The 26475-nt window shown below is 66.9% G+C and carries 18 protein-coding genes and 1 pseudogene; 5 read left to right on the top strand and 14 right to left on the bottom strand.

Features of this window, described 5'->3' with window-relative positions:
• Positions 1–27 precede the first annotated feature (27 nt).
• From LE197_RS34275 to LE197_RS34260, 4 genes are all read right to left on the bottom strand, one after another.
• Positions 28–2748 (bottom strand): helix-turn-helix transcriptional regulator, encoded by a 2721-nt coding sequence (locus tag LE197_RS34275; protein ID WP_009313401.1) that lies wholly within the window; start codon positions 2746–2748, stop codon positions 28–30.
• Between the two features lie 332 nt (positions 2749–3080).
• The gene (locus tag LE197_RS34270; RefSeq protein WP_003103009.1) at positions 3081–4448 is read right to left on the bottom strand and encodes a DUF1329 domain-containing protein; all 1368 of its coding nucleotides are present in this window, start codon (positions 4446–4448) and stop codon (positions 3081–3083) included.
• 60 nt (positions 4449–4508) lie between these two features.
• On the bottom strand, positions 4509–6434 hold the full coding sequence (locus tag LE197_RS34265; RefSeq protein WP_003093045.1) for a DUF1302 domain-containing protein: 1926 nt from the start codon (positions 6432–6434) through the stop codon (positions 4509–4511).
• Positions 6435–6645: 211 nt separating this feature from the next.
• Positions 6646–8328 carry a fatty acid--CoA ligase gene (locus tag LE197_RS34260; RefSeq protein WP_003103012.1) on the bottom strand — a complete coding sequence of 561 codons (1683 nt, stop codon included), beginning with the start codon at positions 8326–8328 and terminating at the stop codon, positions 6646–6648.
• A 181-nt stretch (positions 8329–8509) separates the two neighbouring features.
• Between LE197_RS34260 and LE197_RS34255 the strand changes: the two genes are divergently transcribed.
• Positions 8510–9685 (top strand): acetyl-CoA C-acyltransferase, encoded by a 1176-nt coding sequence (locus tag LE197_RS34255; protein ID WP_015502389.1) that lies wholly within the window; start codon positions 8510–8512, stop codon positions 9683–9685.
• Between the two features lie 56 nt (positions 9686–9741).
• Here the strand turns inward: LE197_RS34255 and LE197_RS34250 are convergent, their stop codons facing one another.
• Positions 9742–10923 (bottom strand): MFS transporter, encoded by a 1182-nt coding sequence (locus tag LE197_RS34250; protein WP_023128626.1) that lies wholly within the window; start codon positions 10921–10923, stop codon positions 9742–9744.
• Positions 10924–11024: 101 nt separating this feature from the next.
• Here LE197_RS34250 and LE197_RS34245 point away from each other — a divergent pair, with 101 nt between their 5' ends.
• Positions 11025–11813 carry an AraC family transcriptional regulator gene (locus LE197_RS34245; RefSeq protein ID WP_004345774.1) on the top strand — a complete coding sequence of 263 codons (789 nt, stop codon included), beginning with the start codon at positions 11025–11027 and terminating at the stop codon, positions 11811–11813.
• A 280-nt stretch (positions 11814–12093) separates the two neighbouring features.
• On the opposite strand, the gene LE197_RS34240 is transcribed toward LE197_RS34245, so the two are convergent.
• Genes LE197_RS34240 through cioA form a run of 3 tightly spaced genes read right to left on the bottom strand, consistent with a single transcriptional unit; the run spans position 12094 to position 14755 of the window.
• A complete protein-coding gene (locus tag LE197_RS34240; RefSeq protein ID WP_003093052.1) occupies positions 12094–12264 on the bottom strand; it encodes a DUF2474 domain-containing protein in 171 nt (56 codons plus the stop codon).
• A 13-nt stretch (positions 12265–12277) separates the two neighbouring features.
• Positions 12278–13285, bottom strand: a complete 1008-nt coding sequence (cioB, locus tag LE197_RS34235) for a cyanide-insensitive cytochrome bd quinol oxidase subunit II (RefSeq protein ID WP_003093053.1) — start codon at positions 13283–13285, stop codon at positions 12278–12280.
• A gap of 3 nt (positions 13286–13288) precedes the next feature.
• Positions 13289–14755: a cyanide-insensitive cytochrome bd quinol oxidase subunit I gene (gene cioA, locus LE197_RS34230; protein ID WP_003093054.1), complete on the bottom strand. Its 1467-nt coding sequence runs from the start codon at positions 14753–14755 to the stop codon at positions 13289–13291.
• A 437-nt stretch (positions 14756–15192) separates the two neighbouring features.
• Between cioA and LE197_RS34225 the strand changes: the two genes are divergently transcribed.
• From LE197_RS34225 to betT, 3 genes and pseudogenes are all read left to right on the top strand, one after another.
• A complete protein-coding gene (locus LE197_RS34225) occupies positions 15193–15972 on the top strand; it encodes a MetQ/NlpA family ABC transporter substrate-binding protein (protein WP_003118275.1) in 780 nt (259 codons plus the stop codon).
• A gap of 174 nt (positions 15973–16146) precedes the next feature.
• On the top strand, positions 16147–17121 hold the full coding sequence (locus tag LE197_RS34220) for a sigma 54-interacting transcriptional regulator (RefSeq protein WP_196752365.1): 975 nt from the start codon (positions 16147–16149) through the stop codon (positions 17119–17121).
• A gap of 189 nt (positions 17122–17310) precedes the next feature.
• Positions 17311–19271 (top strand): annotated as a pseudogene (betT, locus tag LE197_RS34215) (choline BCCT transporter BetT).
• A 107-nt stretch (positions 19272–19378) separates the two neighbouring features.
• On the opposite strand, the gene LE197_RS34210 reads toward betT, so the two are convergent.
• From LE197_RS34210 to LE197_RS34185, 6 genes are all read right to left on the bottom strand, one after another.
• Positions 19379–21415 carry an OPT family oligopeptide transporter gene (locus LE197_RS34210; RefSeq protein ID WP_023128625.1) on the bottom strand — a complete coding sequence of 679 codons (2037 nt, stop codon included), beginning with the start codon at positions 21413–21415 and terminating at the stop codon, positions 19379–19381.
• 162 nt (positions 21416–21577) lie between these two features.
• Positions 21578–22411, bottom strand: coding sequence for a taurine dioxygenase (gene tauD / locus LE197_RS34205; protein WP_003159356.1), 834 nt, complete (start codon positions 22409–22411; stop codon positions 21578–21580).
• 106 nt (positions 22412–22517) lie between these two features.
• Positions 22518–23336, bottom strand: coding sequence for an ABC transporter permease subunit (locus LE197_RS34200; RefSeq protein WP_003093070.1), 819 nt, complete (start codon positions 23334–23336; stop codon positions 22518–22520).
• On the bottom strand, positions 23326–24117 hold the full coding sequence (locus LE197_RS34195) for a taurine ABC transporter ATP-binding protein (protein ID WP_003114313.1): 792 nt from the start codon (positions 24115–24117) through the stop codon (positions 23326–23328). Before LE197_RS34195 ends, LE197_RS34200 begins: the two co-directional genes overlap by 11 nt.
• Positions 24118–24181: 64 nt before the next feature.
• Positions 24182–25195, bottom strand: coding sequence for a taurine ABC transporter substrate-binding protein (gene tauA / locus LE197_RS34190; protein ID WP_003110398.1), 1014 nt, complete (start codon positions 25193–25195; stop codon positions 24182–24184).
• Between the two features lie 203 nt (positions 25196–25398).
• Positions 25399–26319: an acyl-CoA dehydrogenase family protein gene (locus tag LE197_RS34185; protein WP_023102866.1), complete on the bottom strand. Its 921-nt coding sequence runs from the start codon at positions 26317–26319 to the stop codon at positions 25399–25401.
• Positions 26320–26475: the final 156 nt, after the last annotated feature.

The raw sequence follows: 26475 nt of genomic DNA, 5'->3' as shown, positions 1-26475 counted from the left end.
GCACGCCAGGCACATGGGGTGGCGCGCCTAGCGCAACAACCCCATGTGCTTGGCCCGCGCCACCGCCTGGGTGCGGCGCTCGACGCCGAGCTTGTCGTTGATATGGCGGGCGTGGCTCTTCACCGTATGCAGCGAGATGAACAGCCGCTCGCTGATCTCCTGGTTGGACAACCCCTGGGCGATCAGCTCCAGCACCGCCAGTTCGCGCCCGCTGAGCACCTCGCCCGCACTGCCCGCGGGCTCGGCGGGCGGCTCCGGCAACAGCGCGCGCATGCGCTGGGCGCCGGGACAGGCAGGGAAGCGCTGCAACTGTTCGCGCAACCATTCCGGCTGCTGCACGAGCAATTCGTGGAGCGGCAGCAAGGCTCCGCCGACTGCGCCCTCCATGGCCTGTTGCAGGGTCGCCAGCGCCTCGCGCTCGCGGCCCTGCTCCAGGTGCAGCGCAGCCAGTTGGCCGAGGGCCAGGCGAGCCGGCAGCAACGCGCCGTTCTCCCGCGTCGAGCGGGCCAGCCGGTCCAGGCGCCGGGCGGCTTCCTCCGGGCGTCCTTCGCGGCGCTCCAGGCCGGCCTGGAGCAACTCCACATGCAGCGGCAGCAGCGGACTGCATTCCGGCGGCGTGGCCGCCTGCCCGCCGTAGGTGCCGCCCAGGCGCTGTAGCCAGACGCCGGCCAGTTCGGTCTGGCCCTGGGCCAGCCAGAGTTCGCACTTGATCAGGGTGATCGCCGCCAGGTAGTAGATCGGCGGGATATCCCAGGCATGCATCAACCGCTCGACGTCGCCAAGCCGGGCGAACGCCGCCGCGTAGTTGCCCAGGCGCCCTTCCAGGCTGGCCAGGACGCAATAGCCGATCACCAGGCTGACATCCCGGCAGCTGCGGGTTTCCTCGATTCCCTGCTTGATCCACTTGCGCGCTTCGTCCGGCTGCAGCGCCAGGCTGCGCAGGTAGCCGCGGTACAGCAGGAGCCGCCCGCGCACCGCGTAGCGGCGTTGCGCCGGCAGGTGCTGGAGGCGTTCCAGGCCCTGGCGCACCTCCTCCTCGGCGCGCGCCACCTCGCCGCGCGCCTGGAGGACGCGGGCGCGGTCGTAATGGACCAGTGCCTCGAACAGCGGGTTGCCGTAGCGCTGGGCGAACTCCAGGGCGTCGCGGTTGTAGTTGCGCGCCTGCCAGAAGTCGCCACGGGTCACCGCCAGGTTGCTCAGCGTCGACAGGCATTGCAGGCGGGTGCCATAGCGCTCCCCGGCGAGGTCCTGCAAGGCCTCGCGGCAGTGCGCCTCGGCCTTGTCGATATCGCCGCGGCCGCGCGCGATCACCCCGCTCAGGGCCTGCCACTGGGCCAGCAGGTCGCGCTGCGCGGACTCGTCCGGCGCCGGCAGGAAACGCGCCAGTTGGCCGGCCAGTTCTTCCGCGGCATCCAACTGGCAGGCCAGCGCCAGCGCCCAGCCGTACAGCAGGATCAGGCGCGGCGTGCTCGCCAGGAGGCTGTCCGGCAGGTCCATCTTCCAGCGCAGCAGGGTGGCGATGTTCTGCTCCGCCAGCAGTTGCTCTTCCGACAGGTTCTGCACCAGGCTCGCCGCCACGTCCGGCTGGCCGGCGCGCAGCGCCTGCTCCACCGCCTGGTCGAGCAGGCCATGGCGGCTGAACCAGCCGCAGGCGCGCAGGTGCAGGGAGCCGGCGGACGGACCGAAGTCGGGCAAGGGACGCGCCAGCAGCAGGTCGGAGAACAGGTGGTGGTAGCGGAACCACTGGCCGTTTTCGTCCAGCGGCACGAGGAAGACCTGGTGCTGCTGCAGGTGGTCGAGGATCGCCGCGCTGTCGCCGGCCTCGCGCACGGTATCGCAGAGTTCGGCGCAGAAGCGCTCGAAGCGCGCGGTCTGGGCGAGGAACGCCTGGACCTCGGGCGGCTGCCGCTCGATCACCTCCTCCAGCAGGTAGTCGCGGATCAGCTCGTCGGCGCCGTGTACCCCGGGACTGACCTGCTCCTCTGGATCGCCGCGCGCCAGCAGCCAGAGGCGCAGCCCGGCGACCCAGCCTTCGCTGCGCTCGAGCAGCGCGTCCAGCGCGTCCTCGTCGAGTTCGAGGCCGCTGGCGGCCATCAGCGCCCCGCTCTCCTCGGCGGTCAGGCGCAGGTCCTGTTCGCTGAGTTCGAGCAATTGCCGCGACAGGCGCAGGCGCGCCAGGTGCCAGTCCGGCCGCTGCCGGCTGGTGACCAGCAGCACCAGGCCTTCGGGCAGGTGGTTGAGGAGGAATTGCAGGCAGCGGTCGAGCACCGCGCCCTGGGCCAGGTGGTAGTCGTCCAGCACCAGCAGCAGGGGACGCTGCGGGTCCAGGCAGGGGCCGAGTTCGTCGAGCAGGTCGTCGAGCCAGGTCTCGAAGGCGAACGGCTGGTGGCGCTGGCGCATCTTCAGCAGGCCAAGGGCCTCTTCGCCCAGGGTCGGGTGGTACTGTCGCAAGCCATCGAGCAGGCGTTCGAGGAAACGTCCGGGATCGCTCTCGCGGCTGCTCAGTCCCAGCCAGAGGCTCTGCCAGCGCGGGTCGAGGCTTTCGCAGAACTCGATGGCCAGGGAACTCTTGCCGAATCCGGCGGGCGCGGCGATCAGCAGCAGGCGACCGTCCAGTCCGTCGCGTAGTCGACGGCAAAGACGCGGGCGCGCCACATGGGCCGACGGCAGCGGGGGGCGGAAAAAGCGGTTGGCCGTCGGCAGGACGGCGGATGGAGTGCCCGAGAAGGTACGCGAGAAGTCAGTCATCACCCGGTTTCTTGGTTTATGTATGGGGCGTGAACGCTCCGGAGACTAACCACAAGTGATGGCTATTTGAAGCACTATCCATCGGCTCGGACGAAATAGCGCACCGGCGCTTCAGCTCGATAACCAAGGAAAGACCGGTTTCCCGGCGCGGTCCAGGCGCAGCAAACGTTTCCCGGCCACACAGGTGCCCGCCGGGAGGATGGCGACGACGGAATCCGCGGGCGAGGCGGGAAAACACTTTGTAATGAATTGACGGCCGGAGCGACACGCCGCCCGCGAAAACGAAGAAACCGGCACAAGGCCGGTTTCTTCGTGGCTAGGAACGCCGTTTCTCAGCGTACCCCTTCCTGACGCAGCGCCGCCGGGGTGTAGTCGCTTTCCGAAGCGCTGTAGTTGAAGTCGTAGGCCTGTTTCTCCTCGTTCTTCATGCCCAGCGCCAGGTAGCGGCCGGAGAGCAGGTCGTAGAGGGTTTCCACCGCGTACCAGGGCACCTGCTTGTCGTAGTACTGCTCGGCATGCGCCTCGGCCACGCGCCACAGGGTGCCGCGACCGTCGTAATGGTCGATCTCGGCGGCCTGCCAGGTGTCCTCGTCGATGTAGAAGTCACGCTTGGCGTAGATGTGCCGCTCGCCCGGCTTCAGGGTCGCGACCACATGCCAGACGCGGTGCAGCTCGTAGCGGGTCAGGTCCTGGTTGATGTGGCCGGCCTTGACGATTTCGCTGTACTTGATCTTCGGATCGTCGAGCTTGTAGCTGTTGTAGGGAATGTAGATTTCCTTCTTGCCTTCCAGCTTCCAGTCGTAGCGGTCCGGCGCACCGTTGTACATGTCGAAGTTGTCCGAGGTGCGCAGGCCGTCGGCGGCGGTGCCGGGACCGTCGTAGGACACCTGCGGAGCCCGCCGCACGCGGCGCTGGCCGGCGTTGTAGAGCCACGCCAGGCGCGGCTCCTTGACCTGGTTGAGGGTCTCGTGGACCAGCAGCACGTTACCGGCCAGGCGCGAGGGCGCGGTGACCCGCTGCTTGAAGTAGAACAGCACGTTGCTCGGCTTGTTCGGGTTGTAGTCCTTCAGGTTGGTACGGAAGGTGAAGGCATCCTGGAAGTAGACCAGCTGGTAGGAGCCGTTGACCTGCGGAGTGGCCTGGGTCACCAGGCGCCGGACGCTGCCGCCGCGATAGCGGGTGATGTGGTTCCAGATCACCTCCAGGCCGTTCTGCGGGATCGGGAACGGGTTGGCGGTATCGAAGTTCTCCAGGCCGTTGCCGCCTTCCACCAGCTTGGTGGTGGTGGCGTTGCGCTTGGCCGCCTCCTGCACCGCCGCCGGGACGGTGGCGCTGCGGTGGGTCTTGTATACCGGGATCTTGTAGGTATCCGGGTAGCGCTTGAACATGGCCAGTTGGCCGGGAGTCAGCTTGTCCTTGTACTGGTCGACGTTCTGCGCGGTGATGGTGAACAGCGGTTGCTCGCTGGCATAGGGGTTGGCGAGGAAGCCACGGCTGTCGACGCTGCCGGCGTTGGTCGCCAGGCCGCCGTCCCAGGCGGGGATGCTGCCGTCGGCGTTGCCGGCCTTCTCCGCCCCCAACGGAGTCAGGCTGGTGCCGAGCTTGGCCGCCTCGTCGGCGGATACCGCCGCCATCACCTGGGTGGCCAGCAGGCTCAGGGCCAGTACACCGGTATGCAGAAGAATCTTCGTTGTTTTCATTCGCTCGTCGTCCTCGTTAAGTCCTGCTCGCCGGCCCGGTTCGCACCGGGCCGGCGTACATCAGAAGTTCATGCCGAAGCTGAGCGCGACGAAGTCGCGATCGTCCACGGTGGTGTACTTGCCGTCGAAGAAGTTGGTGTAGGAGAGGCTCGCGGTGTAGGTGTTCTGGTACTCCGCGTCCACCCCCAGGCTGACCGCCTTGCGGCCTTCCTCGAAGTTGGCGCCGGGGCCGGGCGAATAGCCATCGACGTCGTGCGACCAGGCCACGCTGGGCTTGAGGTTCACGCCCATGAACACGTCGTTGTAGTCCCAGATCGCACGGGCGCGATAACCCCAGGCGTCCGAGGTGGTATAGCCATCGTTCTCGCAGTAGCGGCTGACGTTGTTCGCTTCGGCGGTGCCCAGCGTGCTGACGTTCAGCGCCTGGCAGCTGGCCAGGCCGGAGATGGTCCCCGGCAGCGGCCCCGGTCCGAAGACCGGGTCACGCCCGTAGCGTGCCTTGGAGGTGCTTTCCAGGCCGCCGACGTGGGTCCAGCCGATCTCGCCCACCAGGGTCAGGCGCTCGGCTCCCATCACCTGGTCGAAGAAGTGCGTCAGGGTGGTCTGCAGTTGGGTGATCTCCTTGCGCCGATAGCCGTGCAGGTCCTGCCCGGCCTGGCCGTTCAGCACCGAGGCGTTGTCGTAGGGGCGGTTGCCGCCGATGCTCACCGGGTCGAGGCCGGCGAAGAGGATGTCGGTGGTGTTCAACTGCACCGGCGCGTTGGGCCGGTAGCTGACTTCGCCGCTCCACGCGGTGCCGTTGGGCAACGTGGTGGAGAAGCTCAGGCCGAACATGCGGATATCTTCCGGGTACTCGATGAAGTAGCTGGAGTTGCCGGCGGTGGCCGCCGCCGCGGCCTGGGCGGCCAGTGCCGGGTTGATCGCGGCGAGGCGGGTGGCGAGGTCGTTGATCGCCGCCATGGTGCTGGCCGAGGCGCCCTGGCCGCTGAAGATCGGCAGGCGGCTGTGGTAGTTCATGTAGTAGGCGCCGAACTCGGTGTTCAGTTCGTCGGCGAAGTAGCGCAGGGCGAAGCCGTACTGGCCGCTGTCGCGAGCGTCGCGGTCCGGCCCGCGGCGGACCAGGATGCCCTCGTCCCAGGGCGACGGGGTAACGCTCAGGCCAGCCCCGGCGAGCACGTTGTTGAGCAGGTTGATGGACGCCTTGTTGTTGGTCAGCACCGCCAGGTTCTGGTCGCAGCCATCGGCCACCACGTCCGGCTGGGAGAAGAAGGTGCCACAGTTGTCGACCACCGTCTGGTCCCACTCGATCTGGTAGAAGCCTTCGGCGGACAGGTTGTCGGTGAGGTTCTGCGACAGGTAGAACATGTTCACCGGGATCAGGCCTTCCTTGATCTCCGAGCCGGGCCGGCGGAAGGCGGTGACGTCGATCGGGTTGATGGCGCTGATGCCGTTCTGGATGAAGGTGCTCTCGCCCCAGTTCACCACCTGCTTGCCCAGGCGCACGCTGCCCGGCAGGTCGCCGATGGCATAGTTGTGGTAGATGAAGGCGTCGAGCAGTTCGGCGCCGGAGGACTTGGCCAGGGTCTTGCGGCCGCTGTCGTCGATGTCCTTGAACTCGCGGTGCTCGTCCTTCAGTTCGAAGTCGTACCAGTACTTGCCGCGCAGGAACACACCGGTATCGCCGTACTTCAGTTCGAGGTCATGGATGCCCTTGAAGACCTTCGAGAACGTTTCCCCACGCTTGAAGTTCAAGTGGCTGTCGTCGGAGGTCTGGGAAAGTCCCTTGCCGCCGTTGTTCACACCGATCAGGTTCTTGTTCGGCTTGGCGGTCGACCAACTGGCCCCGACCGACAACGCCGAATCGAAGGAACCTTCGATTTCCCCGATGTTGAAGGTCACCCCAAAGGCCGGAGCCGCCAGCGAGGAAGCCAGGCTGACGGCCAACGGCAACCGGGCCCGACGCGAGAACGGATTACGGGTTGTCATCGACGCTACTCCATGTGTGTTTTTTGTTATGAGTGCGTGGACTATAGCTAGCGCTGCCTGCCGCTTGATCCCTCGAAAGTGTGATTTGCGCGGCGCAACCACTCTGGCTCGCGCCTTTGCGGCGGATGGAGAATGACCGGGCGGTCGCGAAAACGCGGAGACCAAGCGTTTGCTTGGCCTCCGGGCGTTTCAGCGGTGTAGGAAAGCCCCGTCAGACGGTCGACAGGAAGGCGCTGCCGGCTTCCTGCCACTGGGCGATCTCGATACGGATGCGCTTCTTGTCCAGCTTGCCGACGCTGGTCTTGGGAATATCGGTAACAACCGCGATCTGCGAGGGGATCGCCCACTTGTTGATGTTGCCCTGCTCGACGAAAGGCTTGAGGTGCTCCTTCAGGCCACGGGCGTCCAGTTGCTGGCCCTCGCGCACCACCAGCAGGGCGAACGGGCGCTCGCCCCATTGCGGATCGGGCACCCCGACCACCGCCACTTCGCGTACCGCCGGATGGCGGCTGATCAGGTCTTCCAGCTCCAGGGAGGACAGCCACTCGCCGCCGGTCTTGATCACGTCCTTGATGCGGTCGCGGATCTCGATGAAGCCCATGCCGTCCAGGGTCGCCACGTCGCCGGTGTGCATCCAGCCGCCGCGCCACAACTCCTCGCCGCGCTCGGGTTCGCGGAAATACCCCTGGGTCAGCCATGGCGAGCGCAACACCAGCTCGCCCTGGGATTCGCCGTCGGCCGGGAGGAAGCGGCCCTGTTCGTCCATGATCGCCGCATCCACCAGCGGCACCGGCACGCCGGCCTTGATCCGGTAGGTGGTGCGCTCGTCCTCGCTTCCGGCCAGCAGTTCGTCGTTGAGGTAGGCGCAGGAAATCAGCGGACAGGTCTCCGACATGCCGTAGGCGGCGGTCAGTTGGATGCCGCGCGCCTTGGCCGCCTCGTAGAGCGAGCGGTTCAGCGCGCTCCCGCCGATGATCACCTTCCAGCCCTTGAAGTCCACGCCCTGGGCAGCCCTGGCGTTCATCACCATCTGCAGGATGGTCGGCACGCAGTGGGAGAAGGTGACCTTCTCGCGCTTCCACAGTTCGACCAGCAGTTCCGGATCGTAACGCCCGGGATAGACCTGCTTGACCCCGAGCATGGTCGCCACGTACGGAGTGCCCCAGGCGTGGACATGGAACATCGGGGTGATCGGCATGTACACGTCGCTGGTACCGAGCAGGCGGATGCTGTCCAGGCTGCCGATGGTCGAAGCCATCGCCAGGGTGTGCAGGACCAGTTGCCGGTGGCTGAAATACACACCTTTCGGATTGCCGGTGGTGCCGGTGGTGTAGAAGGTGGTGGCGATGGAGTTCTCGTCGAAATCGGGGAAGTCGTAGCGCGGGCTGGCCGCGGCCAGCAGCGACTCGTATTCGCCGACCAGGCCGGGCAGTTCGGCGCTCTTCTCCGCGCCGTCGGTGAGCAGGATGGTCCGCTCCACCGTGGCCAGCTGCCCCGCCACCGCCTGGTAGAGCGGGACGAACTCGCTGTTCACCAGCACGAAGCGATCCTCGGCGTGGTTCATGGTGTAGAGGATCTGTTCCGGGGAGAGGCGGATATTGATGGTATGCAGCACCGCCCCGATCATCGGGATGGCGAACATGCATTCCAGGTAGCGATGGCTGTCCCAGTCCATCACCGCCACCGTGTCGCCGGCCTTCACCCCGGCCTCGCTGAGTACGTTGGCCAGGCGCGCGACGCGCTCGTTGAAGGTGGCGTAGCTGTAGCGCACCTGGTCGCGGTAGACGATTTCATGACTCTTTTCGTAACGACGGCCGGAAAGCATCAGGCTCTTGATCAGCAACGGATACTGATAAGCGCCGGCGGCGGCCGGGATGAGACGGGTCTTCAGCATGGGGCGTACACCTGGGAGCGGGTTCGTTGTCAGGATGAGGCCGACTCTAGAGCCGTCGGCGGGCTTTGTTCATCAGTCAAAAGAGTGATTTGCCCCGTGACCTTTCGGAGCCTCCCGGTCACAAGATAGAATCCGCCCACTGAATCGTTCAGACCCTATCCAGAACAAGAGGTAACGTTCCATGTCCGATATCGTCATCGTCGCCGGCGCCCGTACTCCCATGGGCGGCTTCCAGGGCAGCCTGGCCGGCGTTTCCGCGGTCGACCTGGGTGCCGTCGTGATCCGCGAAGCGGTGCAGCGCGCCGGCATCGCCGCCGAGGACGTACAGGAAGTGATCATGGGTTGCGTCCTGCCCGCCGGCCTGAAGCAGGGCCCGGCCCGCCAGGCCGCGCTGGCGGCCGGCCTGCCCGCCGCCACCGGCTGCACCACCATCAACAAGCTGTGCGGCTCGGGGATGAAGGCGGTGATGCTGGCCCACGACCTGCTCAAGGCTGGCACCAACCAGGTGATGGTCGCCGGTGGCATGGAAAGCATGTCCAACGCGCCCTATGTCCTGGAGAAAGCCCGCAGCGGCCTGCGCATGGGCCACGGCGAGATCAAGGACCACATGTTCCTCGACGGCCTGGAGGACGCCCGTACCGGCCGTTTGATGGGTTCGTTCGCCCAGGAGACCGCCGACAAGTACGGCGTGACCCGCGAGGAGATGGACGCCTATGCCATCGAATCGCTCAAGCGCGCCCAGGCCGCCATCGCCGATGGCTCGCTGGCGGCGGAAATCGTCCCGGTCACCGTCACCAGCCGCAAGGGCGAGAGCGTGGTGAAGGACGACGAGCAACCGCTGACCGCCAACCTGGAGAAGATCCCGAGCCTCAGGCCGGCGTTCCGCAAGGACGGTACCATCACCGCCGCCAATGCCAGCTCGATCTCCGACGGCGCCTCCGCGCTGGTCCTGATGACCGCCGAGGAAGCCCAGCGCCGTGGCCTGAAGCCGCTGGCGCGAATCGTCGGCCATGCCACCCAGAGCCAGGACCCGAGCGAGTTCACCCTGGCGCCGATCGGCGCGATGACCAACCTGTTCGCCAGGACCGGCTGGAACAAGGACGACGTCGACCTGTTCGAGATCAACGAAGCCTTCGCCATGGTCACCATGCTCGCCATGCGCGAACACGGCCTCGATCATGCCAAGGTCAATGTCTATGGCGGCGCCTGCGCCCAGGGCCATCCGGTCGGCTCCACCGGCTCGCGGATCATCCTCACCCTGATCAACGCCCTGCGCCAGAAAGGCGGCAAGCGCGGCGTCGCCTCGCTGTGCATCGGCGGCGGCGAAGCCACCGCCGTGGCGCTCGAACTGCTCTGATACGGCGTTGAGCCATCGGCGCCCGGCCGGCTCGCACTGTCCGGGCGCCCTCTTCCTCAGGTGCCCACCGCGGCGCTGCGCGCCGGACGCGGAAACACCAGCGCCGCGGCGAAGGTCAGCGCGGCGAAGCCCGCCAGTACCAGGTACAACCCCAGCAGCCCCTGCCGTGGCTCCAGGTAGGCGATCATCGGGATCGCCGCCGCGCTGGCGCCGAACGACAGGAAATAGCGCAGGGCGAAGACCCGCGCCTGCCACTGCGGCGCGACGAAGTGGGCGACCATCGCATCGTTCACCGTCACCTGGCCGAACACCGCGAACATGAACAGCGCGCCGAACAGTACCACCGCGCTGCCGTGGCCGCAGGCCAGGGCCAGCAGCAGCGGCACCTGGCAGAAGGTGAGGAAGACGAACGGCAACTTCAGGTTCAGGCGATCGATCAGGCGGCCCATGATCAGTTGCGCCACCGCGCCGAAGGCATAGGCCAGGCTGACCACCACGCCAAGGGTCTGCGGCGACGCCAGCAAGTCGCTCAGGCGCTCCTGGAACAGCTTCGGGTAGGTCACGGTGCTGGCGTTGAACACCACCCCGCCGGTGGCGGTGACCAGCGCCAGCACGCCGAACACCCGGCGCATCGACAGACCCTCGCTGTCCACGCCACGCGCCGCGGCCTTGGCCGACAGGTGCGGCGATGGCTCCTCGCGCACGCAGAAGAAAAAGCCGATGCCGAGCAGGATGGCCACCCCGCCGGGCAGGATGAACGCCGCGCGCCAGCCGAAGTGCGCGGTGAGAAAGCCGGTAAGCAGCGCGGCGAAGGCGACCCCGAGGTTACCCCACATGCCGTTGATGCCGATCTCGCGGCCGCGGTTCTCCGCGTGTGCCACCAGCATCGCGGTGCCGACCGGGTGGTAGATCGCGGCGAACACCCCGATCAGGGTCAGCCCGGTCACCAGCATCGGTACGCTGCCGGCCAGCCCGGTGAGCAGCGCGGCGGCGCCGATGCCGAAGAAGAACAGCAGCATCATCCGCCGCCGGCTCCAGGTATCGCCCAGCCAGCCGGCCGGCAGCGAACAGGCGCCGAAGGCGATGAAACCGCCCAGCGACAGGCCGATCAGACCGGCGTAGTCGAGGTCGAAGCTGCCGGCCATGCCGAGCACGGCGGCGGGGAAGATCAGCATGAACATGTGGTCGATGACATGCGCGGCGTTGATGAAGCGGATAACGGTTCGAGGTCGGTTCATGGCGTGCGGTCTGAATGGTCGGTGAGGAATGGGCGTCATGACCCGGGCATGATAGGTTGACCGAAAAGCGCAGACAGGACAGCGAGGTCATCGAAACGGACATGCTGATCGAGCACCGCCCGGACGGCCTGCTGGCGGCCATCTCCCTCGACTTCCCCGACGGCCATCACCTGGGGCGGCATTTCCACCCGCAGGCGCAGTTCCTCTACGCCGCTCGCGGCCTGATGCGCCTGGCCACCCACCACGGCGCCTGGGTGATCCCGCCGACCCGCGCGGTATGGATTCCGCCCCGGGTGGAGCACGAGATATTCATGTCCGGCGAGGTGCACATGCGCACCCTGTTCATCGAGCAACCCGAAACGCCGACACCGCTAAGCGACTGTTGCGTACTGGCGGTGACGCCGCTGCTGCGGGAAATGATCCTGCGCGCCATCCACCTCGAGAGCCAGCCGCGCCTGGACGACTTCCGTCAGCGCCTGCAAGGGCTGATCCTCAGCGAGATCGCCAACCTCGAACGGATGCCGCTGTACCTGCCGATGCCCCGCGACCGCCGCTTGCAGGCGATCTGCCAGGCATTGCTGAAACAGCCGGAACTGGGGCTGACCCTCGATGACTGGGGCCTGCGGGTCGGCGCCAGCTCGCGCACCCTGGCGCGGCTGTTCGCCCAGGAACTGCAGATGAGCTTCCATGAGTGGCGCCAGCAACTGCGCCTGACCGAAGCCCTGCCGCGCCTGCTGGCCGGCGACAGCGTGCAGGTGGTCGCCCGCGACCTCGGCTACGGCAGTACGCGGGCCTTCAGCAGCATGTTCCGCCGCCTGCTCGGCGAAACCCCGCGCGACTACCTGGGGCGACTGGAGCAACTGGCACGGGTCAGGGGCCGCGAGGACTGATGCCCCACGGCGCAACGCCAAGCAATGGCGAATCGGCGGATAACGCCTGCGGCGTTATTCGCCCTACCAAGGCTTCAGTAGGGCGCATCCGCCGCTCCCGTAGGGCGGATAACCGCAGCGCGGTTATCCGCCGAACCGGCCTGGATGGTGCAAGGCGGGAACGCGAGGATTGACGCCCTACGGCGCAACACCGAGCACTGGCGGATCGGCGGACAAAAAGAAGCCCTCCAGCGGAGGGCTCTCGGAAAAGGGCGCCGGAGCGCCCGGATGGGATCGTCGATCAGTGCGGAACGCCCAGCCCCGCCGCGCTCATGAACAGGCGCATCAGCCAGGCGGCGACGCCCAGGGCCAGCACGCTGGCGGTCCAGATACCCGCCAGCCAGGCCAGGCGTCGCCAGAGCGGTGGCTTGGCCGCGCTATCTCGTTCGGGATGACTCGGCGTACGGACCATATGCGGCGCCTCCTCAGTGATAGCCATCGCCGTGCTTCACCTTGCCGCGGAACACGTAGTAGCTCCAGGCGGTGTAGCCGAGGATGAAGGGAATGATGAACAGCGCGCCGACCAGCATGAAGCCCTGGCTCTGCGGCGGCGCCGAGGCCTCCCAGATGCTCACCGCCGGCGGGATGATGTTCGGCCACAGGCTGATCCCCAGGCCGCTGTAGCCGAGGAAGATCAACACCAGGGTGAGCACGAACGGCTTCACGTGGTCGTTGTTGGCCACCGAGCGCAGCAGCGCATAGAAGGTCACCAGGACCAGGATCGGCACCGGCAGGAACCAGAACAGGTTCGGCAGGCTGAACCAGCGTGCGGCGATCTCGGCATGGGCCAGCGGCGTCCACAGGCTGACCACCCCGATGATCGCCAGCAGCACCAGCGCCAGCGGGCGCGCCAGGTCGTGCATGCGCTCCTGCAGGCGGCCTTCGGTCTTCATGATCAGCCAGGTGCAGCCGAGCAGGGTGTAGGCGACGATCAGGGCCAGGCCGCAGAACAGCGGGAACGGCGCGATCCAGTCCAGCGAACCGCCGGCGAAGCTGCGGTTCTCCACCGGGATGCCTTCGATGAAGGCGCCCAGCGCCACGCCCTGGAAGAAGGTCGCCACCAGCGAACCGCCGATGAACGCCTTGTCCCAGATGTGCTGCTTGGCCGGCTTGGCCTTGAAGCGGAACTCGAAGGCGACGCCGCGGAAGATCAGCCCGACGAGCATGAAGATCAACGGCAGGTAGAGCGCCGACAGGACCACCGCGTAGGCCAGCGGGAAGGCCCCGAACAGCGCCGCGCCGCCCAGCACCAGCCAGGTCTCGTTGCCGTCCCAGACTGGCGCCACGGTGTTCATCATCACATCGCGGTCGCCGCTGTCCTTGAAGAACGGATAGAGCATGCCGATGCCCAGGTCGAAGCCGTCCATCACCACGTACATCATGATGCCGAAGATGATGATGACCGCCCAGATGAGGGGAAGATCGATACCCATGTCTCAGTTCCTCTTGTCCTGGTCGCGGTCGGCCGCTTGCGCGTGGCCGTCGTGCTCTTCGTCGAAACCTTCGCCGGCGGCCGACAACGGCCGCGCCGGCGTGCGCTTCTGCCCGGCGCCTCCCGGGTTGGTCTCGCGTCCCTCATGGGTGACCGGGCCCTTGCGCACCAGGCGCATCATGTAGCCGATGCCGACGCCGAACAGCGAGAAGTACACCACCACGAAGGTCAGCAGGGTCAGGCTCATCTGCGTCACGCTCTGTGCCGAGGAGGCGTCGGCGGTGCGCATCAGCCCGTAGACCACCCAGGGCTGGCGGCCCATCTCGGTGGTGAACCAGCCGGCGAGGATCGCGATCAGGCCGGACGGTCCCATCAGCAGGGTCAGGCGCAGGAAGGCCTTCGAGTTGAACAGCTTGTCCTGGCCGCGCCAGCGCAGCCACAGGCTCCAGACGCCGACCAGGATCATCAGCATGCCGAGGCCGGCCATGATCCGGAACGACCAGAACACCACGGTGGAGTTCGGCCGGTCTTCCGGCGGGAAGTCCTTCAGCGCCGGGATCGGCTCGGTCAGGCTGTGCTTGAGGATCAGGCTGCCGAGCACCGGGATCTCCACCTTGAAGCGGGTTTCCTCGCGCTGCATGTCCGGCCAGCCGAACAGGATCAGCGGGGTCGGCTCGCCGCTGCTGTTGTCCCAGTGGCCTTCCATCGCGGCGATCTTCGCCGGCTGGTGCTCCAGGGTGTTGAGGCCATGGGCGTCGCCGATCAGCGCCTGTACCGGGGCGACGATCAGCGCCATCCACATGGCCATCGAGAGCATCTTGCGGATCGCCGGGTTGTCGCGCCCGCGCAGCAGGTGCCAGGCGGCCGAGGCGCCGACGAAGAAGGCGGTGGCGAGGAACGCGGCGACCGACATGTGCAGCAGGCGGTAGGGGAACGACGGGTTGAAGATCACCGCCACCCAGTCCACCGGGATCACCCGGCCGTCGACGATCTCGAAGCCCTGCGGGGTCTGCATCCAGCTGTTGGAAGCGAGGATCCAGAACGTCGAGATCAGCGTGCCGATCGCCACCATCACCGTGGCGAAGAAATGCAGGCCCGGTCCCACGCGGTTCCAGCCGAACAGCATGACCCCGAGGAAACCGGCCTCGAGGAAGAACGCGGTGAGCACCTCGTAGGTCAGCAGCGGACCGGTGATGGACCCGGCGAAGTCGGAGAAATGGCTCCAGTTGGTGCCGAACTGGTACGCCATGACCAGCCCGGACACCACGCCCATGCCGAAGTTGACCGCGAAAATCTTCGACCAGAAATGATAGAGGTCGCGGTAGACCTCTTCGTTCGTTTTCAGCCAGAGGCCTTCCAGTACGGCCAGGTAGCTGGCCAACCCGATGGTGATCGCCGGGAAGATGATGTGGAAGGACACGGTGAACGCGAACTGGATGCGGGCAAGGTCGATAGCCTCCAATCCGAACATGGCAACTCCTCTTCAGGTTCTCGGCCCTTCCGGCTTACGTGCGGATTCGGCCGTGCTTCCTCACGCGCAACGCTACGCAAGGTTTTGGAACACATCCTTCAGCTATCGTTCTTGTCATTGGAAAGCGACCGCAGCCCTGGATGGCAGGAATGCGGGAAGGGTCGCAAGCAGATTCCCGGACCGCCCGCCTTGATGCAGAGCAATTCGGTACGAAAATCTTACCCGTTAGCCTAGACCGTCCTGCTGTGGTCGGTTGTCGCGAGACAAATTGCCTCAGCTCTCTCATATTCATTAATAGAATATAAAAATAAACAAATAATATTTTTATGGAATAAAAAGAGTCGCTACTCTCCCCTTCAAGCCGCCCCTCGCGTGTTGGCGCCCCTCCTTCACCGCCCTGAACGCAGCGGCGGACATCGCCCTACAAGGATCGAAGAATGAAAAAACTGCTCCTGCTGACTGCCCTGGCCTCCGTCATCAGCGTTTCCGCCAACGCAGCGGAAAAGCTCCTCGTCGCCGCCACGCCGATCCCCCACGCGGAAATCCTCGAGCTGATCAAGCCGACCCTGGCGAAGGAAGGCGTCGACCTGCAGATCAAGGTGTTCACCGACTACGTGCAGCCCAACGTGCAGGTCGCCGAGAAGCGCCTGGACGCCAACTACTTCCAGACCCTGCCGTACCTGGAGAACTTCAACAAAGGCAAGGGCACCAACCTGGTCACCGTGGTCGGCGTACACGTCGAGCCCTTCGGTGGTTATTCGAGGAAATACAAGTCGCTGGCCGAGCTGCCCGACGGCGCCACCGTCGCCATCCCCAACGAAGGCAGCAACAGCGGGCGCGCCCTGCTGCTGTTGCAGAAGGCCGGCCTGCTCAAGTTGAAGGATCCGAACAACGCCCTGGCCACGCCCAAGGACATCGCCGAGAACCCGAAGAACCTGAAATTCAAGGAACTCGAATCGGCCCTGTTGCCGCGCGTGCTGGACCAGGTCGACCTGGACCTGATCAACACCAACTACGCGCTGGAGGCCAAGCTCAACCCGGCCAAGGACGCGCTGGTCCTGGAAGACCGCGACTCGCCCTATGTGAACTACCTGGTGGCGCGTCCGGACAACAAGGACAGCGACGCCCTGAAGAAGCTTTCCGCCGCGCTGACCAGCCCGGAAGTGAAAGCCTTCATCGAGAAGAAATATGCCGGCGCGGTGGTCCCGGCCTTCTGACCCCAGCCCGTCCCGACTCCCACGCTGGGCGCCGTTGCAGCGCCCCTTGTTCACGCCGGTGTCGCATGGCTTGCACCGGCGTTTCTTTTTCCGCAACGGCCCCCGCCCGCAGCCGTTCCGGCCGTCGTCACGGCGCAGGCGCTGGAGGCGCCCCGTGCCGCCAAGGAGTTACCCATGAGCGAGAAACCACGCCCCGCGCCGCTGACCTTCCCCGACGCCGACCGCAGTCCGCTGAGCATCCGCGCCAAGGCCCTGGTGTTCTTCGACCCACGCTCGCACCGGGTCCGCGAAGAACTCGAGCGCCTCGCGCCACAGGGCCAGCCGGTGCTGATCGAAGGCGAGACCGGCACCGGCAAGGAGCTGCTCGCCAGGCAGATCCACCGCCACAGCGAACGCGCCGGTCTGTTCGTCGCGGTCAGTTGCAGCGCCCTCAGTCGCAACCATGCCGAAGCCGAGCTGTTCGGCTACGCTCCCGGCGCCCATAACGGCCCGGTCGGCAGCCGCGCCGGCTGGTTCGGTTCGGCCAATGGCGGCACCCTGTACCTGGACGAGATCGCCGACCTGCCGCTGACGCTGCAGGCCAGGCTGCTACAGACGCTGGAGGAACGCGAGGTGCTGCGGGTCGGCGCGCAGCAGCCGATTCCCCATGACGTGCGCCTGGTCACCGCCACCAGCGTCGACCTGGACCAGGCGGTGCGCGCCGGCAAGTTCCTGGCCGGCCTGCAACAATACCTGCACGACGGCCGCCTGAGCCTGCCGCCATTGCGCGAACGTCAGGGAGACATCCTGCCGCTGGCGGAATACTTCATCGGCGTCTATGCCCAGCGCCTGGACCTGCCGGTGCCGACCATCGGCGTGGAAACCCAGCGGGTCCTCGAGAGCTATCCCTGGCCAGGCAACATCCGCGAGCTGGAAAACGTCGTCCACTTCGCCCTGCTGGTCAGCGACAAGGAAGAAATCCTGCCGCAGCATCTGAATTTTGGCGGGGCAACGCCAGACCCATCGCTGGCCGGTCTGCGGCGCCTGCTCGGCCAAGCCGGAGCGCCGTCGCTGGAGCAGGTACAGGCCCTGCTCCTGCAACTGGCCACCGAGCAGGCAGGCGGCGACGAGGAGGTGGGAAGGCGGCGCCTGGGACTGGCGGCGAACTGAAGGAATCCTTCGGCGAACGTGCGGGAAAAGCGCGGCGCCGAAGGCTTCCATACGTCCGAAGGATTGGCTCCCGGGCCCTTGATCGTGTTTATATTGAACGCTTGATCAAATTAAGGACGAGGAGACCAGCCTGTTTTGACTGACGCACAATCGCCCTCCGCCACCCCCTCCACCCCCACGCCCATCCGCATGAATCCCCCGGTGTTCTACGGTGCGGCGATCCTGATCCTGCTGTTCGCCGCAGTGGTCATCGGCTTCCCCAGCGCGCCGGCGAATGGCTGCTGGCCGCGCAGACCTGGGCCTCGCAGACCGTCGGCTGGTACTACCTGCTGGCGATGACGCTGTACCTGATCTTCGTGGTGGTCACCGCGCTTTCCGGCTACGGCAAGATCAAGCTCGGTGCCGACCACGACGAGCCGGAATTCAGCTACCTGTCCTGGGCCGGCATGCTGTTCGCCGCCGGCATCAGCATCACCCTGTTCTTCTTCTGCGTATCCGAACCGCTGACCCACTTCCTCCAGCCGCCGCAAGGCGAGGCCGGTACCCAGGAAGCCGCGCGGCAGGCCATGGAACTGCTGTTCCTGCACTGGGGCCTGCACGGCTGGGGCGTATTCGCCCTGGTGGCGATGGCCCTGGCCTACTTCGCCTACCGCCACAACCTGCCGCTGGCCCTGCGCTCGGCGCTCTACCCGTTGATCGGCAAGCGCATCAACGGGCCGATCGGCTACACGGTGGACTGTTTCGGCATCATCGCCACGGTGTTCGGCCTCGGCGCCGACATGGGCTTCGGCGTGCTCCAGCTCAATTCCGGGCTGGACTACCTGTACGCCATCCCGCATACCCATGCGGTGCAGATGGTGCTCATCGTGCTGATGATGGGCGCGGCGATCTCGGTGGCGGTCTCCGGGGTCGACAAGGGCATCCGCATCCTCTCCGACATCAACATGCTGCTGGCCTGCAGCCTGCTGCTGTTCGTGCTGTTCGCCGGTCCGACCCAGCACCTGCTCAACACCCTGGTGCAGAACGTCGGCGACTACCTCGGCCACCTGCCGGGCAAGAGCTTCGACCTCTACGCCTACGGTGGTCCCAGCGACTGGCTGGGCTCGTGGACGGTGTTCTACTGGGCCTGGTGGATCGCCTGGGCGCCCTTCGTCGGCCTGTTCATCGCGCGCATCTCGCGCGGCCGGACGATCCGCGAATTCGTCTTCGGCGTGCTGTTCATCCCGCTCGGCTTCACCCTGGCGTGGATGTCGATCTTCGGCAACAGCGCCCTGGAGCAGGCCCTCGGCGGCGCCAGCGAACTCGGCCGGGTGGCCATCGAGCAGCCGTCGATGGCCCTCTACCAGATGCTCCAGAACTACCCCTGGAGCCGCGCGGTGATCACCGTCACGGTGCTGGTCAGCTTCGTCTTCTTCGTCACCTCGGCGGACTCCGGCACCGTGGTCCTCTCCACCCTCTCCGCCCACGGCGGCAGCGCCGACGACGACGGACCGAAGTGGCTGCGGCTGTTCTGGGGCTCGGTCACCGCGCTGGTCACCGGAGGGCTGCTGTTCGCCGGCAGCATCGACGCGCTGAAGTCGGCGGTGGTGCTGACCTCCCTGCCCTTCTCGCTGATCCTGCTATTGATGATGTGGGGCCTGCACAAGGCCTTCTACATGGAGTCGCAGCGCCAGCGGGCGCGGAGCCACTCCCTGGCGCCGCTGATGAGCGGCAACGGCAAGCGCTCCGGCGGCTGGAAGCGACGCCTGTCGCAGGCCGTGCACTTCCCCTCGCGGGACGAGGTGTACCGCTTCATGAACGACGTGGTGCGCCCGGCGATCAGCGAGGTTTCCGAGGTGTTCCGCGAGAAGGGCCTGGCGGTGGACGCCCAGCTCGACCCGGGCAACGCCTCGCTGAGCCTGGAGATCGGTCATGGCGAGCAGCATCGGTTCCTCTACCAGGTGCTGATGCGCGGCTACTTCACGCCGTCCTTCGCGCGTGCCGGCATGGGCGGCCTGCACCTGAAGAATCGCCGCTACTTCCGTGCCGAGGTGCATCTCGCCGAAGGTAGCCAGGACTACGATCTGATGGGCTACACCAAGGAGCAGATCATCAACGACATGCTCGACCAGTACGAGCGGCACCTGCAGTTCCTGCACCTGGTGCGTTGAGCGCAGGAAAAGGGGGCGCGCAGGGCGCCCCTTCCCTCATCCTCCGTCCCTGACCGCGGGGAATGACGCTAGCGGCAACATCCCATCCCCGTGCAGCTGCGAATCCCTCAGCGCGCCAGCACTCGCCGGTAGAACAGCACGCAGATCGCGACGAATACCACCAGTCCCAGCCACTGGGCGATGCCCGCGAAGCCGGCGCCGGCCAGCGCCAGCGGCGCGTCCTCGCCGGTGGCGCCGATCACCCCGGCGAGCAGGATGCCCATCAGGCTCTCGCCGACGATCAGCCCCGAAGCCAGCAGCACGCCGCGTCGCTTCGGCTCTTCGGCATAAGCCTCTTCGTCGACCCCGGCCGCCGCCGCACGCTTCTTCAGGGCATTTTCCAGCAGCCAGGAAATCAGCGCACCGACCACCAGGGTCATGCCGATGGTCGGCGGCAGGTAGATCCCCAGGCCCACCGCCAGCACCGGCAGGCAGGCCTTGCCGGTACGGCGCAGGAGCAGGTCGACGAGGATCAGGGCGATGCCCAGGGCGACGCCGATGAGGATCATGTTCCAGTTCAGCGCGTCGTGGAAAATCCCGCTGGCGATCGCCGTCATCAGGGTCGCCTGCGGCGCGGCCAGGGCCTGGCCGGGGTCCATTCCCTCGCGCGGCAGGGCCCCGGTGAAGCCGTAGGCGCTGTAGAGCAGTTCCAGCACCGGGGGGATCACCAGCGCGCCGACGATGCAGCCGACGATCAGCGCGACCTGCTGGCGCCAGGGCGTGGCGCCGACCAGGTAGCCGGTCTTGAGGTCCTGCAGGTTGTCGTTGGAGATCGCCGCGATGGCCAGCACCACCGAGGTGGTAAACAGCGCCAGGGCGATCGCCAGCTTGCCGTTCTGGCGGTCCAGCAGGCCGCCCTCGATGCTGCCGAAGCCGAGTATCAGCAACGACACCAGGATGACCGCGATGATTCCGATCCCCGAGATCGGACTGCTCGACGAACCGACCAGGCCGGCCATGTAGCCGCAGGCGGCGGCGATCAGGAAGCCGAAGAAGAAGGCGAACACCACGCATACCGCCACCAGACTCCAGAACTGCGGGCTGGCCATGTCCGGCGCGGCGGCACCGAGGAAGTGGCTGAAGACCACGAACAGCGAGACCAGCAGTATCCCGGCGATCAGCAGGATCCACTTGGCCGGCATGTCCAGCTCGGTGCGCAGGCTGTTCGCCTGGCTATTGCCGCGCACTGCCCCGAGGGAGGCCCAGACGCCCCGCACCATCGGCTTGAACAGGGTCGCCAGGGTCCACAGCGCGGCCACGCCGATGGTGCCGGCGCCGAGGAAGCGCACCTGCGAACTCCACAGTTGGGTGGCCAGGTCCGACAGGCTCTGGCCGTCGGCCGGCACGCTGTTGACGGTCAGCAGCGGCACCGCGACGCCCCAGGAGATCAGCACGCCGATGAGGATCGCGATGCCGGCGGTGATGCCCATCAGGTAGCCGGCACCGACCAGCGCCAGGGAAAAACCGGTGGAAAGGCGGAACGCCGCCTGCCCGGCACTGAGCCAGACGCTGAAGCCTTCGGCGAGAACCTTGAAGCCGCTGCTCCAGAGGCTGAACAGCGCCGCCACCAGGCCGCCGCCGAGGATGTCGTAGAGCCCCGGCGCGTTACCGGCGGCACGCGGCGCGCGGGCGTCTTCCTCGTCCTCGGCGCCGTCGCTGCCGACCCGGAGGATTTCCGCCGCCGCCACCCCTTCCGGATACGGCAGTTCGCTTTGCACCACCATCACCCGGCGCAGCGGAATGGTATAGAGCACCCCGAGAATGCCGCCGATGGAGCAGATCGCCGCGGTCTGCCAGAACGGGAAGCCACTCCAGTAGCCGATCATCAGCAGGCCGGGAAGGATGAAGATGATCGAGGACAGAGTGCCGGCCGCCGAGGCCTGGGTCTGCACCATGTTGTTCTCGAGGATGTTGGCGCCGGAGAAGTAGCGCAGGACGGCCATCGAGATCACCGCCGCCGGGATCGACGAGGCGAAGGTCAGGCCGACCTTCAGACCAAGGTAGACGTTGGAGGCGGTGAAGACCACGGTGATCAGCGCACCGAGGATCAGGCCACGCAGGGTGAGCTCTGGCAGGGTCAGCTCATCCGGGATGCGTTCTTGCATGGATGAAAACTCTCGAAACAATTGGACCCGCCAAGCTTAGGCGAGAGCGGCACGCCGGGACACGACAGCGAATGTCGCAGAGGCGACCTTTTCGAGAGCAAAAGCTGGCGGAACGGACAGTTGCCGGCGCGGGCCGCCGGAGGAAGCCCGCGCGCGGCGTCGTCAGAAGGGCTTGTCGCCGAGGATGGTGGCGCGATGCATGACCCGCCGCTGTGGCCGGTAATCGTCCACCGCGTAGTGCTGCGTCACGCGGTTGTCCCAGAACGCCACGTCGTTTTCCTGCCAGCGCCAGCGCACGGTGAATTCAGGTCGCGTGGCATGGGCGAAGAGGAACTTCAGCAGCGCATCGCTCTCGGCCGGCTCCAGTTCGTTGATGCGGGTGGTAAAGCCATCGCTGACGAACAGGCCCTTGCGCCCGGTGACCGGATGGGTGCGCACCACCGGATGCGAGCGCGGCGGATTCTTCAGGCGGGCCTCCTCCAGGCGCGCCAGGTCGGCCTCGGTGACGCCGAAGCGCTCGCGGGGGAAGGACTTGCCGATGTCGTGGGTCGCCGTGAGACCGTCCAGCAGACGCCGCAGCGGCGCCGACAGCGCCTCGTAGGCCGCCGTGCTGCTCGCCCAGAGGGTGTCGCCGCCGTACGGCGGCAATTGCTTGGCGGCGAGCACCGCCCCCAGCGCCGGGGTCTCGAGGAAGGTCACGTCGGTGTGCCAGATGGCATTGTCGCGCACGTCGGTGACCGCGGTGTCGAGGACGATGACCTCCGGCTGCTCCGGCACGCTGGGGTAGATCGGATGGATGTGCAGGTCGCCGAAGCGGGCGGCGAAGCGCGCCTGGCTCCTGGGTTCCAGCGACTGGTCGCGGAAGAACAGCACCTGGTGTTCGAGCAGGGCCTGCTCGATGGCCCGCTGGCCGGCGTCGTCCAGCGGCGCGCCGAGGTCGATGCCGGAAACGATGGCGCCCAGGGCCGGGCTGATGGGTTGGATGGTCAGGCTCATGTCGTGCTACTCGTCGGGCAGGTTGCGGGCGCGCCCTGCGCGCCCTCGCTCCGGCCTTCGCCGCGTGGGTGAAGGTCGGTTCGGAAATGACTCGGGACTCTCGCGCTCAACCCCAGGCGGCGAAGCGCCGCTGGACCCAGCGCAGCCCCAGTTCGAAGGCCAGGGCGATGGCGGCGATCAGCAGGATGCCGACCACCACCACGTCGGTGGCGAGGAATTGCGCGGCGGACTGGACCATGAAGCCGAGGCCGCGGTTGGCCGCGATCAGCTCGGCGGCGACCAGGGTCGACCAGCCGACGCCGAGGGCGATGCGCAGGCCGGTGAGGACCTCCGGCAAGGCGCTCGGCAGGATCACGTAGCGCACCACCTGCCAGCGGCTGGCCCCCAGGCAGCGCACCGCCTGCACCCGCGATCGGTCGACGCGACGCACGCCGGCGGCGGTAGCGATCAGCAGCGGCGCGAACAGCGCCAGGTAGATCAGCAGCACCTTGCTCAGCTCGCCGATGCCGAACCAGATGACGATCAACGGCAGGTAGGCCAACGGCGGGATCGGCCGGTAGAACTCCACCAGCGGATCGAGGGCCGCTCCGGCCAAGGGGTTGAGGCCCATCAGCACGCCCAGCGGGATCGCCGTCAGCACCGCCGCGCCGAGCGCCAGGAGCACCCGCAGCAGACTGGTGCCGACGTGTTGCAGCAGGCTGGCATCGAGGTAGCCCTCCTGCCATAGCCGTTGCAGGGCTTCGAAGAGCTGTTCGGGCGCCGGCAGGAACAGCACGTCGACCCAGCCGAAACGGGTCGCCGCCCACCACAGCAGGGCCAGGGCCAGCACGCTGGCACCGGCGGCCCAGCGCCGACGGTCGCCGGGCAGGCGCCGCTTGCGCGGGACAGGCTTGGCGGCGGCGAGTCCGAGGGTATCAGTGGGCATGTTCGGCCTCCGCGACATCGAGGAATTCGTCCAGCAACGCCTGGCGCAAACGGCCGAACTCGGGATCGGCCTTGATCGAGCGCACCGTTTCGCCGGCGGCGTAGCGCCGCGCGAAGTCCACCGGCAGGCGCTTGACGATGCGCGCCGGCGGGCCGTCCATCACCACCAGGTCGGTAGCCAGGAACAGGGCCTCGTCGACGCTGTGGGTGATCAGGAAGAGGCCCTTGCCGGTCTGCTTCCACAGGTCCAGCAGGAGCACCTGCATGCGTTCGCGGGTCAGCGCGTCGAGCGCGCCGAACGGCTCGTCGAGCAGCAGGAAGTCCGGCTCGACCGCCAGCGCGCGTGCCAGCCCGAGGCGTTGCCGCTGGCCGCCGGAGAGCTGGGCGACGGACTGCTCGGCGTACTCCTGGAGGCCCACCAGTTGCAGGACCTGGCGCGCCCGCGCGGTGCGCTCGGCCTTGCCCAGGCCACGGATGCGCAGGCCCAGGGCGACGTTGTCGAGGGCGTTGAGCCAGGGCATCAGGGCGTCGTCCTGGAATACCACGCCGCGCTCGCCGCCAGGCCCTTCGAGTGTCCGGCCGTCGATCTGCACGCGTCCCTGGTCCGGCTTCTGGAAACCGGCAAGGATGTTCAGCAGTGTCGACTTGCCGCAGCCCGAAGGACCCAGCACCACCAGCGACTCGCCCTTGGCCAGGCCCAGACTGAGATCGCGGAGGATGGCGCGGCGCTGGCCGCGCTGTTCGAATGAGAGGCTGATCGCCTCGGCCGTCAGACGGCTCATGTGTTCTGCCCTCCGTAGGGTAAGAAAGCCTCCGCTCCGACAGGCCGGAGCGGAGGCGCGGAATTCAGCGCTGGCCGACCTGGACCTGCTCCGCCTGGCGCACGAAGTCGGCGCTGACGTAGGGCGAGTAGTCGCCGAGGACGGCCGGCACGCGCTTCTGTTCCTTGAGGAATTCGGCAGTGCCGGCGATAGCCTTGGCGGTGCCGCCGCCGAGCAGGTCGGCGGACAGTTGCGCCTGGCTTTCCGGGAAGGTCGAGCCGGCCAGCAGTTCGGGGACGTCCCTGGGATCGGCGCCGGTCAGCCGGGCGATCTTCTTCACCGGCTCGGAGTCGGCGGTCCATTCGGCCTTGTGCGCGTTGTAGTCGGCGAAGGAATCGAGGCTGACGCGGGCGAAGCGGGCGACGATTTCAGGATGCTTCTCGGCGAAGTCCTTGCGCGCCACCCACACCTCGAATGTCGGCGCACCCCACTGGCCGACTTCGGCGGCGTCGGTGAGGACCTTGCCGCTTTTCTTGATCTCGCCCAGCGCCGGCGACCAGACGAAGGCCCCGTCGATGTCGCCGCGACGCCAGGCGGCAGCGATCTCGGCCGGGTTGAGGTTGACGATCTTCACCTTGGACGGATCGATCTGCCAGTGCTTGAGGGCGCCGAGCAGGCTGTAGTGGGAGGTTGAAACGAACGGGGTAGCGATGGTCTTGCCGGCCAGGTCCTCGGGTTTCCCGATCCCGCTTCCATTGCGCACCACCAGCGCCTCGGCGGCGTTGATCTGCGCGGAAACGATGAAGGCGACGATCGGCAGCTTCCGCGAGGTCGCCGCTGCCAACGGGCTGGACCCGATGTTGCCGAGTTGCAGGTCTCCGGAGGCGAGCGCGGCGATCACTTCCGGACCGCTGTTGAAGCGGCGCCAGTCGATCTTCTCGCCGATGGCTTTCTCGTACAGGCCATCGGCCTGGGGCACCTTGGTCGGGTCGATGCCGGTCTGGTAGCCGACCGTGATGTCGGCGGCCTGGGCGGCGACGGAAAGGCTGGCAAAGGCCAGGGCTGCCACCAGGCGGTGCAGGGAATTCGGGCGTTTCATCGGGCGAACCTCGGAGGCAACGGTGCCGCGCTCCGGAGGAGAACGGACCAGGGACGGGCAATGGGTGGCGACAGCGAGTCCGGTGGTCCGGTGCGATGCAGATTACAGATATAAAAAACTCGATATAAATAATATTTTGGAATTATTTTATGAGCGCGAATGCGCCCCCGGATGCCCTTCCGCCCTTGCTCCATGCCCCCTCCCTACAGGGCCGCGCCCAGCAGACGGGCTTCCAGGGCCTGTCGGCGCAGGCAGACGAGCAGCCCGGCGCGGGCCACCGCCTCCGCCTCGCTCGCCAGCAGCGACGCCGCCGCGCTTTCGCGGAATGTCAGCGCGCCGCCGCGGGCGAATGCCGCCTGGAAGGACTCCGCCGCCAGTTCGACAAGACGCAGCGCGAGGGCGAGGAGACGCGGCGCCTCTCCCTGCCCCGCCACGTCGCCCGGCACCCGCGCAGCCTGGCCCAGGTCGAGGTTGGCCTGGGCCAATCGGGTCAAGCCTTCGCGCAGTTGCCCGCACGGGGTCGGCGGCAGGCCGGGCGGCACCAGGATGTCCTCGGGATGCAGCCGCAGCCGCTGGTAATGCAGCCGCTGCCCGGCGGGCAAGAACAGCCCCGAGCCATCGGCGAGGCCGGAGATGTCGATGCCTGCCCGCCCCGTTTCGGCGACAGCGATCAGGTGAGCGCGGGAGGGCGCGTGCCAGGCTGAGATCAGCAAGCGATCCACGTCTTCCACGGCGAAGCAATCGCTACCCCGTCCACCCACCAGGAAACCGCCCCGCCAGTGCTCCTGCGCTTCGGGCTGGGCGCGCCGCAGATCGACCGCCTCGCTCCACAGCCAGCGGCGCTCGACGCTGGCCGGCAACAGGCGGCGCTGCTGTTCAGGACTACCCAGCAGGCGAATGGAAGCGATCTGCAGATGATGCAGGGCCAGGCGCCGTGCCAGCTCGAGTTCCTGCTCGGCCAGGTGGCGGACGCCAGCGAAGATTTCCCCCCAGTCCCGCTCCATGCCGGCGAACACGCGCGGCACTGCCAGCGCCAGCAGTCCACTGTCGCGCAGGCTTGCCGCCCAACCGGCCATGGGTCGCGGTGTCCTGGGGTCGGGCGAGTGGAGCCGGGCTTCGCTCATGCGGCACCTCGAACGGGGAGCGAGGGCCAGGCGTTGGCGCGAGGTAAGCAGGCTCCGGTGATGGAAAGGGACGGGATGTCCTGCTTATAACCCTAATGGATGAAACCCTAACCTATAAATAACCAATAATCCTTAACTAAGAACCGGAGGCATGCG

Source organism: Pseudomonas sp. PS1(2021) (genome assembly GCF_020405165.1).
In the GTDB taxonomy this organism is placed as follows: domain Bacteria; phylum Pseudomonadota; class Gammaproteobacteria; order Pseudomonadales; family Pseudomonadaceae; genus Pseudomonas; species Pseudomonas aeruginosa.
The sequence above is the reverse complement of the archived record's forward strand: the minus strand, read 5'-3'. Positions and strand labels throughout refer to the sequence as shown.

Excerpts from the sequence above, each read along its gene's own strand:
- LE197_RS34220 (WP_196752365.1), top strand. The coding sequence starts at position 16,147 with ATGAGCGAGAAACCACGCCCCGCGCCGCTGACCTTCCCCGACGCCGAC.
- LE197_RS34270 (WP_003103009.1), bottom strand. The coding sequence starts at position 4,448 with ATGAAAACAACGAAGATTCTTCTGCATACCGGTGTACTGGCCCTGAGC.
- LE197_RS34200 (WP_003093070.1), bottom strand. The coding sequence starts at position 23,336 with ATGCCCACTGATACCCTCGGACTCGCCGCCGCCAAGCCTGTCCCGCGC.
- LE197_RS34245 (WP_004345774.1), top strand. The coding sequence starts at position 11,025 with ATGCTGATCGAGCACCGCCCGGACGGCCTGCTGGCGGCCATCTCCCTC.
- LE197_RS34225 (WP_003118275.1), top strand. The coding sequence starts at position 15,193 with ATGAAAAAACTGCTCCTGCTGACTGCCCTGGCCTCCGTCATCAGCGTT.
- LE197_RS34260 (WP_003103012.1), bottom strand. The coding sequence starts at position 8,328 with ATGCTGAAGACCCGTCTCATCCCGGCCGCCGCCGGCGCTTATCAGTAT.
- LE197_RS34240 (WP_003093052.1), bottom strand. The coding sequence starts at position 12,264 with ATGGTCCGTACGCCGAGTCATCCCGAACGAGATAGCGCGGCCAAGCCA.
- LE197_RS34255 (WP_015502389.1), top strand. The coding sequence starts at position 8,510 with ATGTCCGATATCGTCATCGTCGCCGGCGCCCGTACTCCCATGGGCGGC.
- LE197_RS34195 (WP_003114313.1), bottom strand. The coding sequence starts at position 24,117 with ATGAGCCGTCTGACGGCCGAGGCGATCAGCCTCTCATTCGAACAGCGC.
- LE197_RS34275 (WP_009313401.1), bottom strand. The coding sequence starts at position 2,748 with ATGACTGACTTCTCGCGTACCTTCTCGGGCACTCCATCCGCCGTCCTG.
- LE197_RS34250 (WP_023128626.1), bottom strand. The coding sequence starts at position 10,923 with ATGAACCGACCTCGAACCGTTATCCGCTTCATCAACGCCGCGCATGTC.
- LE197_RS34185 (WP_023102866.1), bottom strand. The coding sequence starts at position 26,319 with ATGAGCGAAGCCCGGCTCCACTCGCCCGACCCCAGGACACCGCGACCC.
- cioB (WP_003093053.1), bottom strand. The coding sequence starts at position 13,285 with ATGGGTATCGATCTTCCCCTCATCTGGGCGGTCATCATCATCTTCGGC.
- LE197_RS34265 (WP_003093045.1), bottom strand. The coding sequence starts at position 6,434 with ATGACAACCCGTAATCCGTTCTCGCGTCGGGCCCGGTTGCCGTTGGCC.
- tauD (WP_003159356.1), bottom strand. The coding sequence starts at position 22,411 with ATGAGCCTGACCATCCAACCCATCAGCCCGGCCCTGGGCGCCATCGTT.
- cioA (WP_003093054.1), bottom strand. The coding sequence starts at position 14,755 with ATGTTCGGATTGGAGGCTATCGACCTTGCCCGCATCCAGTTCGCGTTC.
- tauA (WP_003110398.1), bottom strand. The coding sequence starts at position 25,195 with ATGAAACGCCCGAATTCCCTGCACCGCCTGGTGGCAGCCCTGGCCTTT.
- LE197_RS34210 (WP_023128625.1), bottom strand. The coding sequence starts at position 21,415 with ATGCAAGAACGCATCCCGGATGAGCTGACCCTGCCAGAGCTCACCCTG.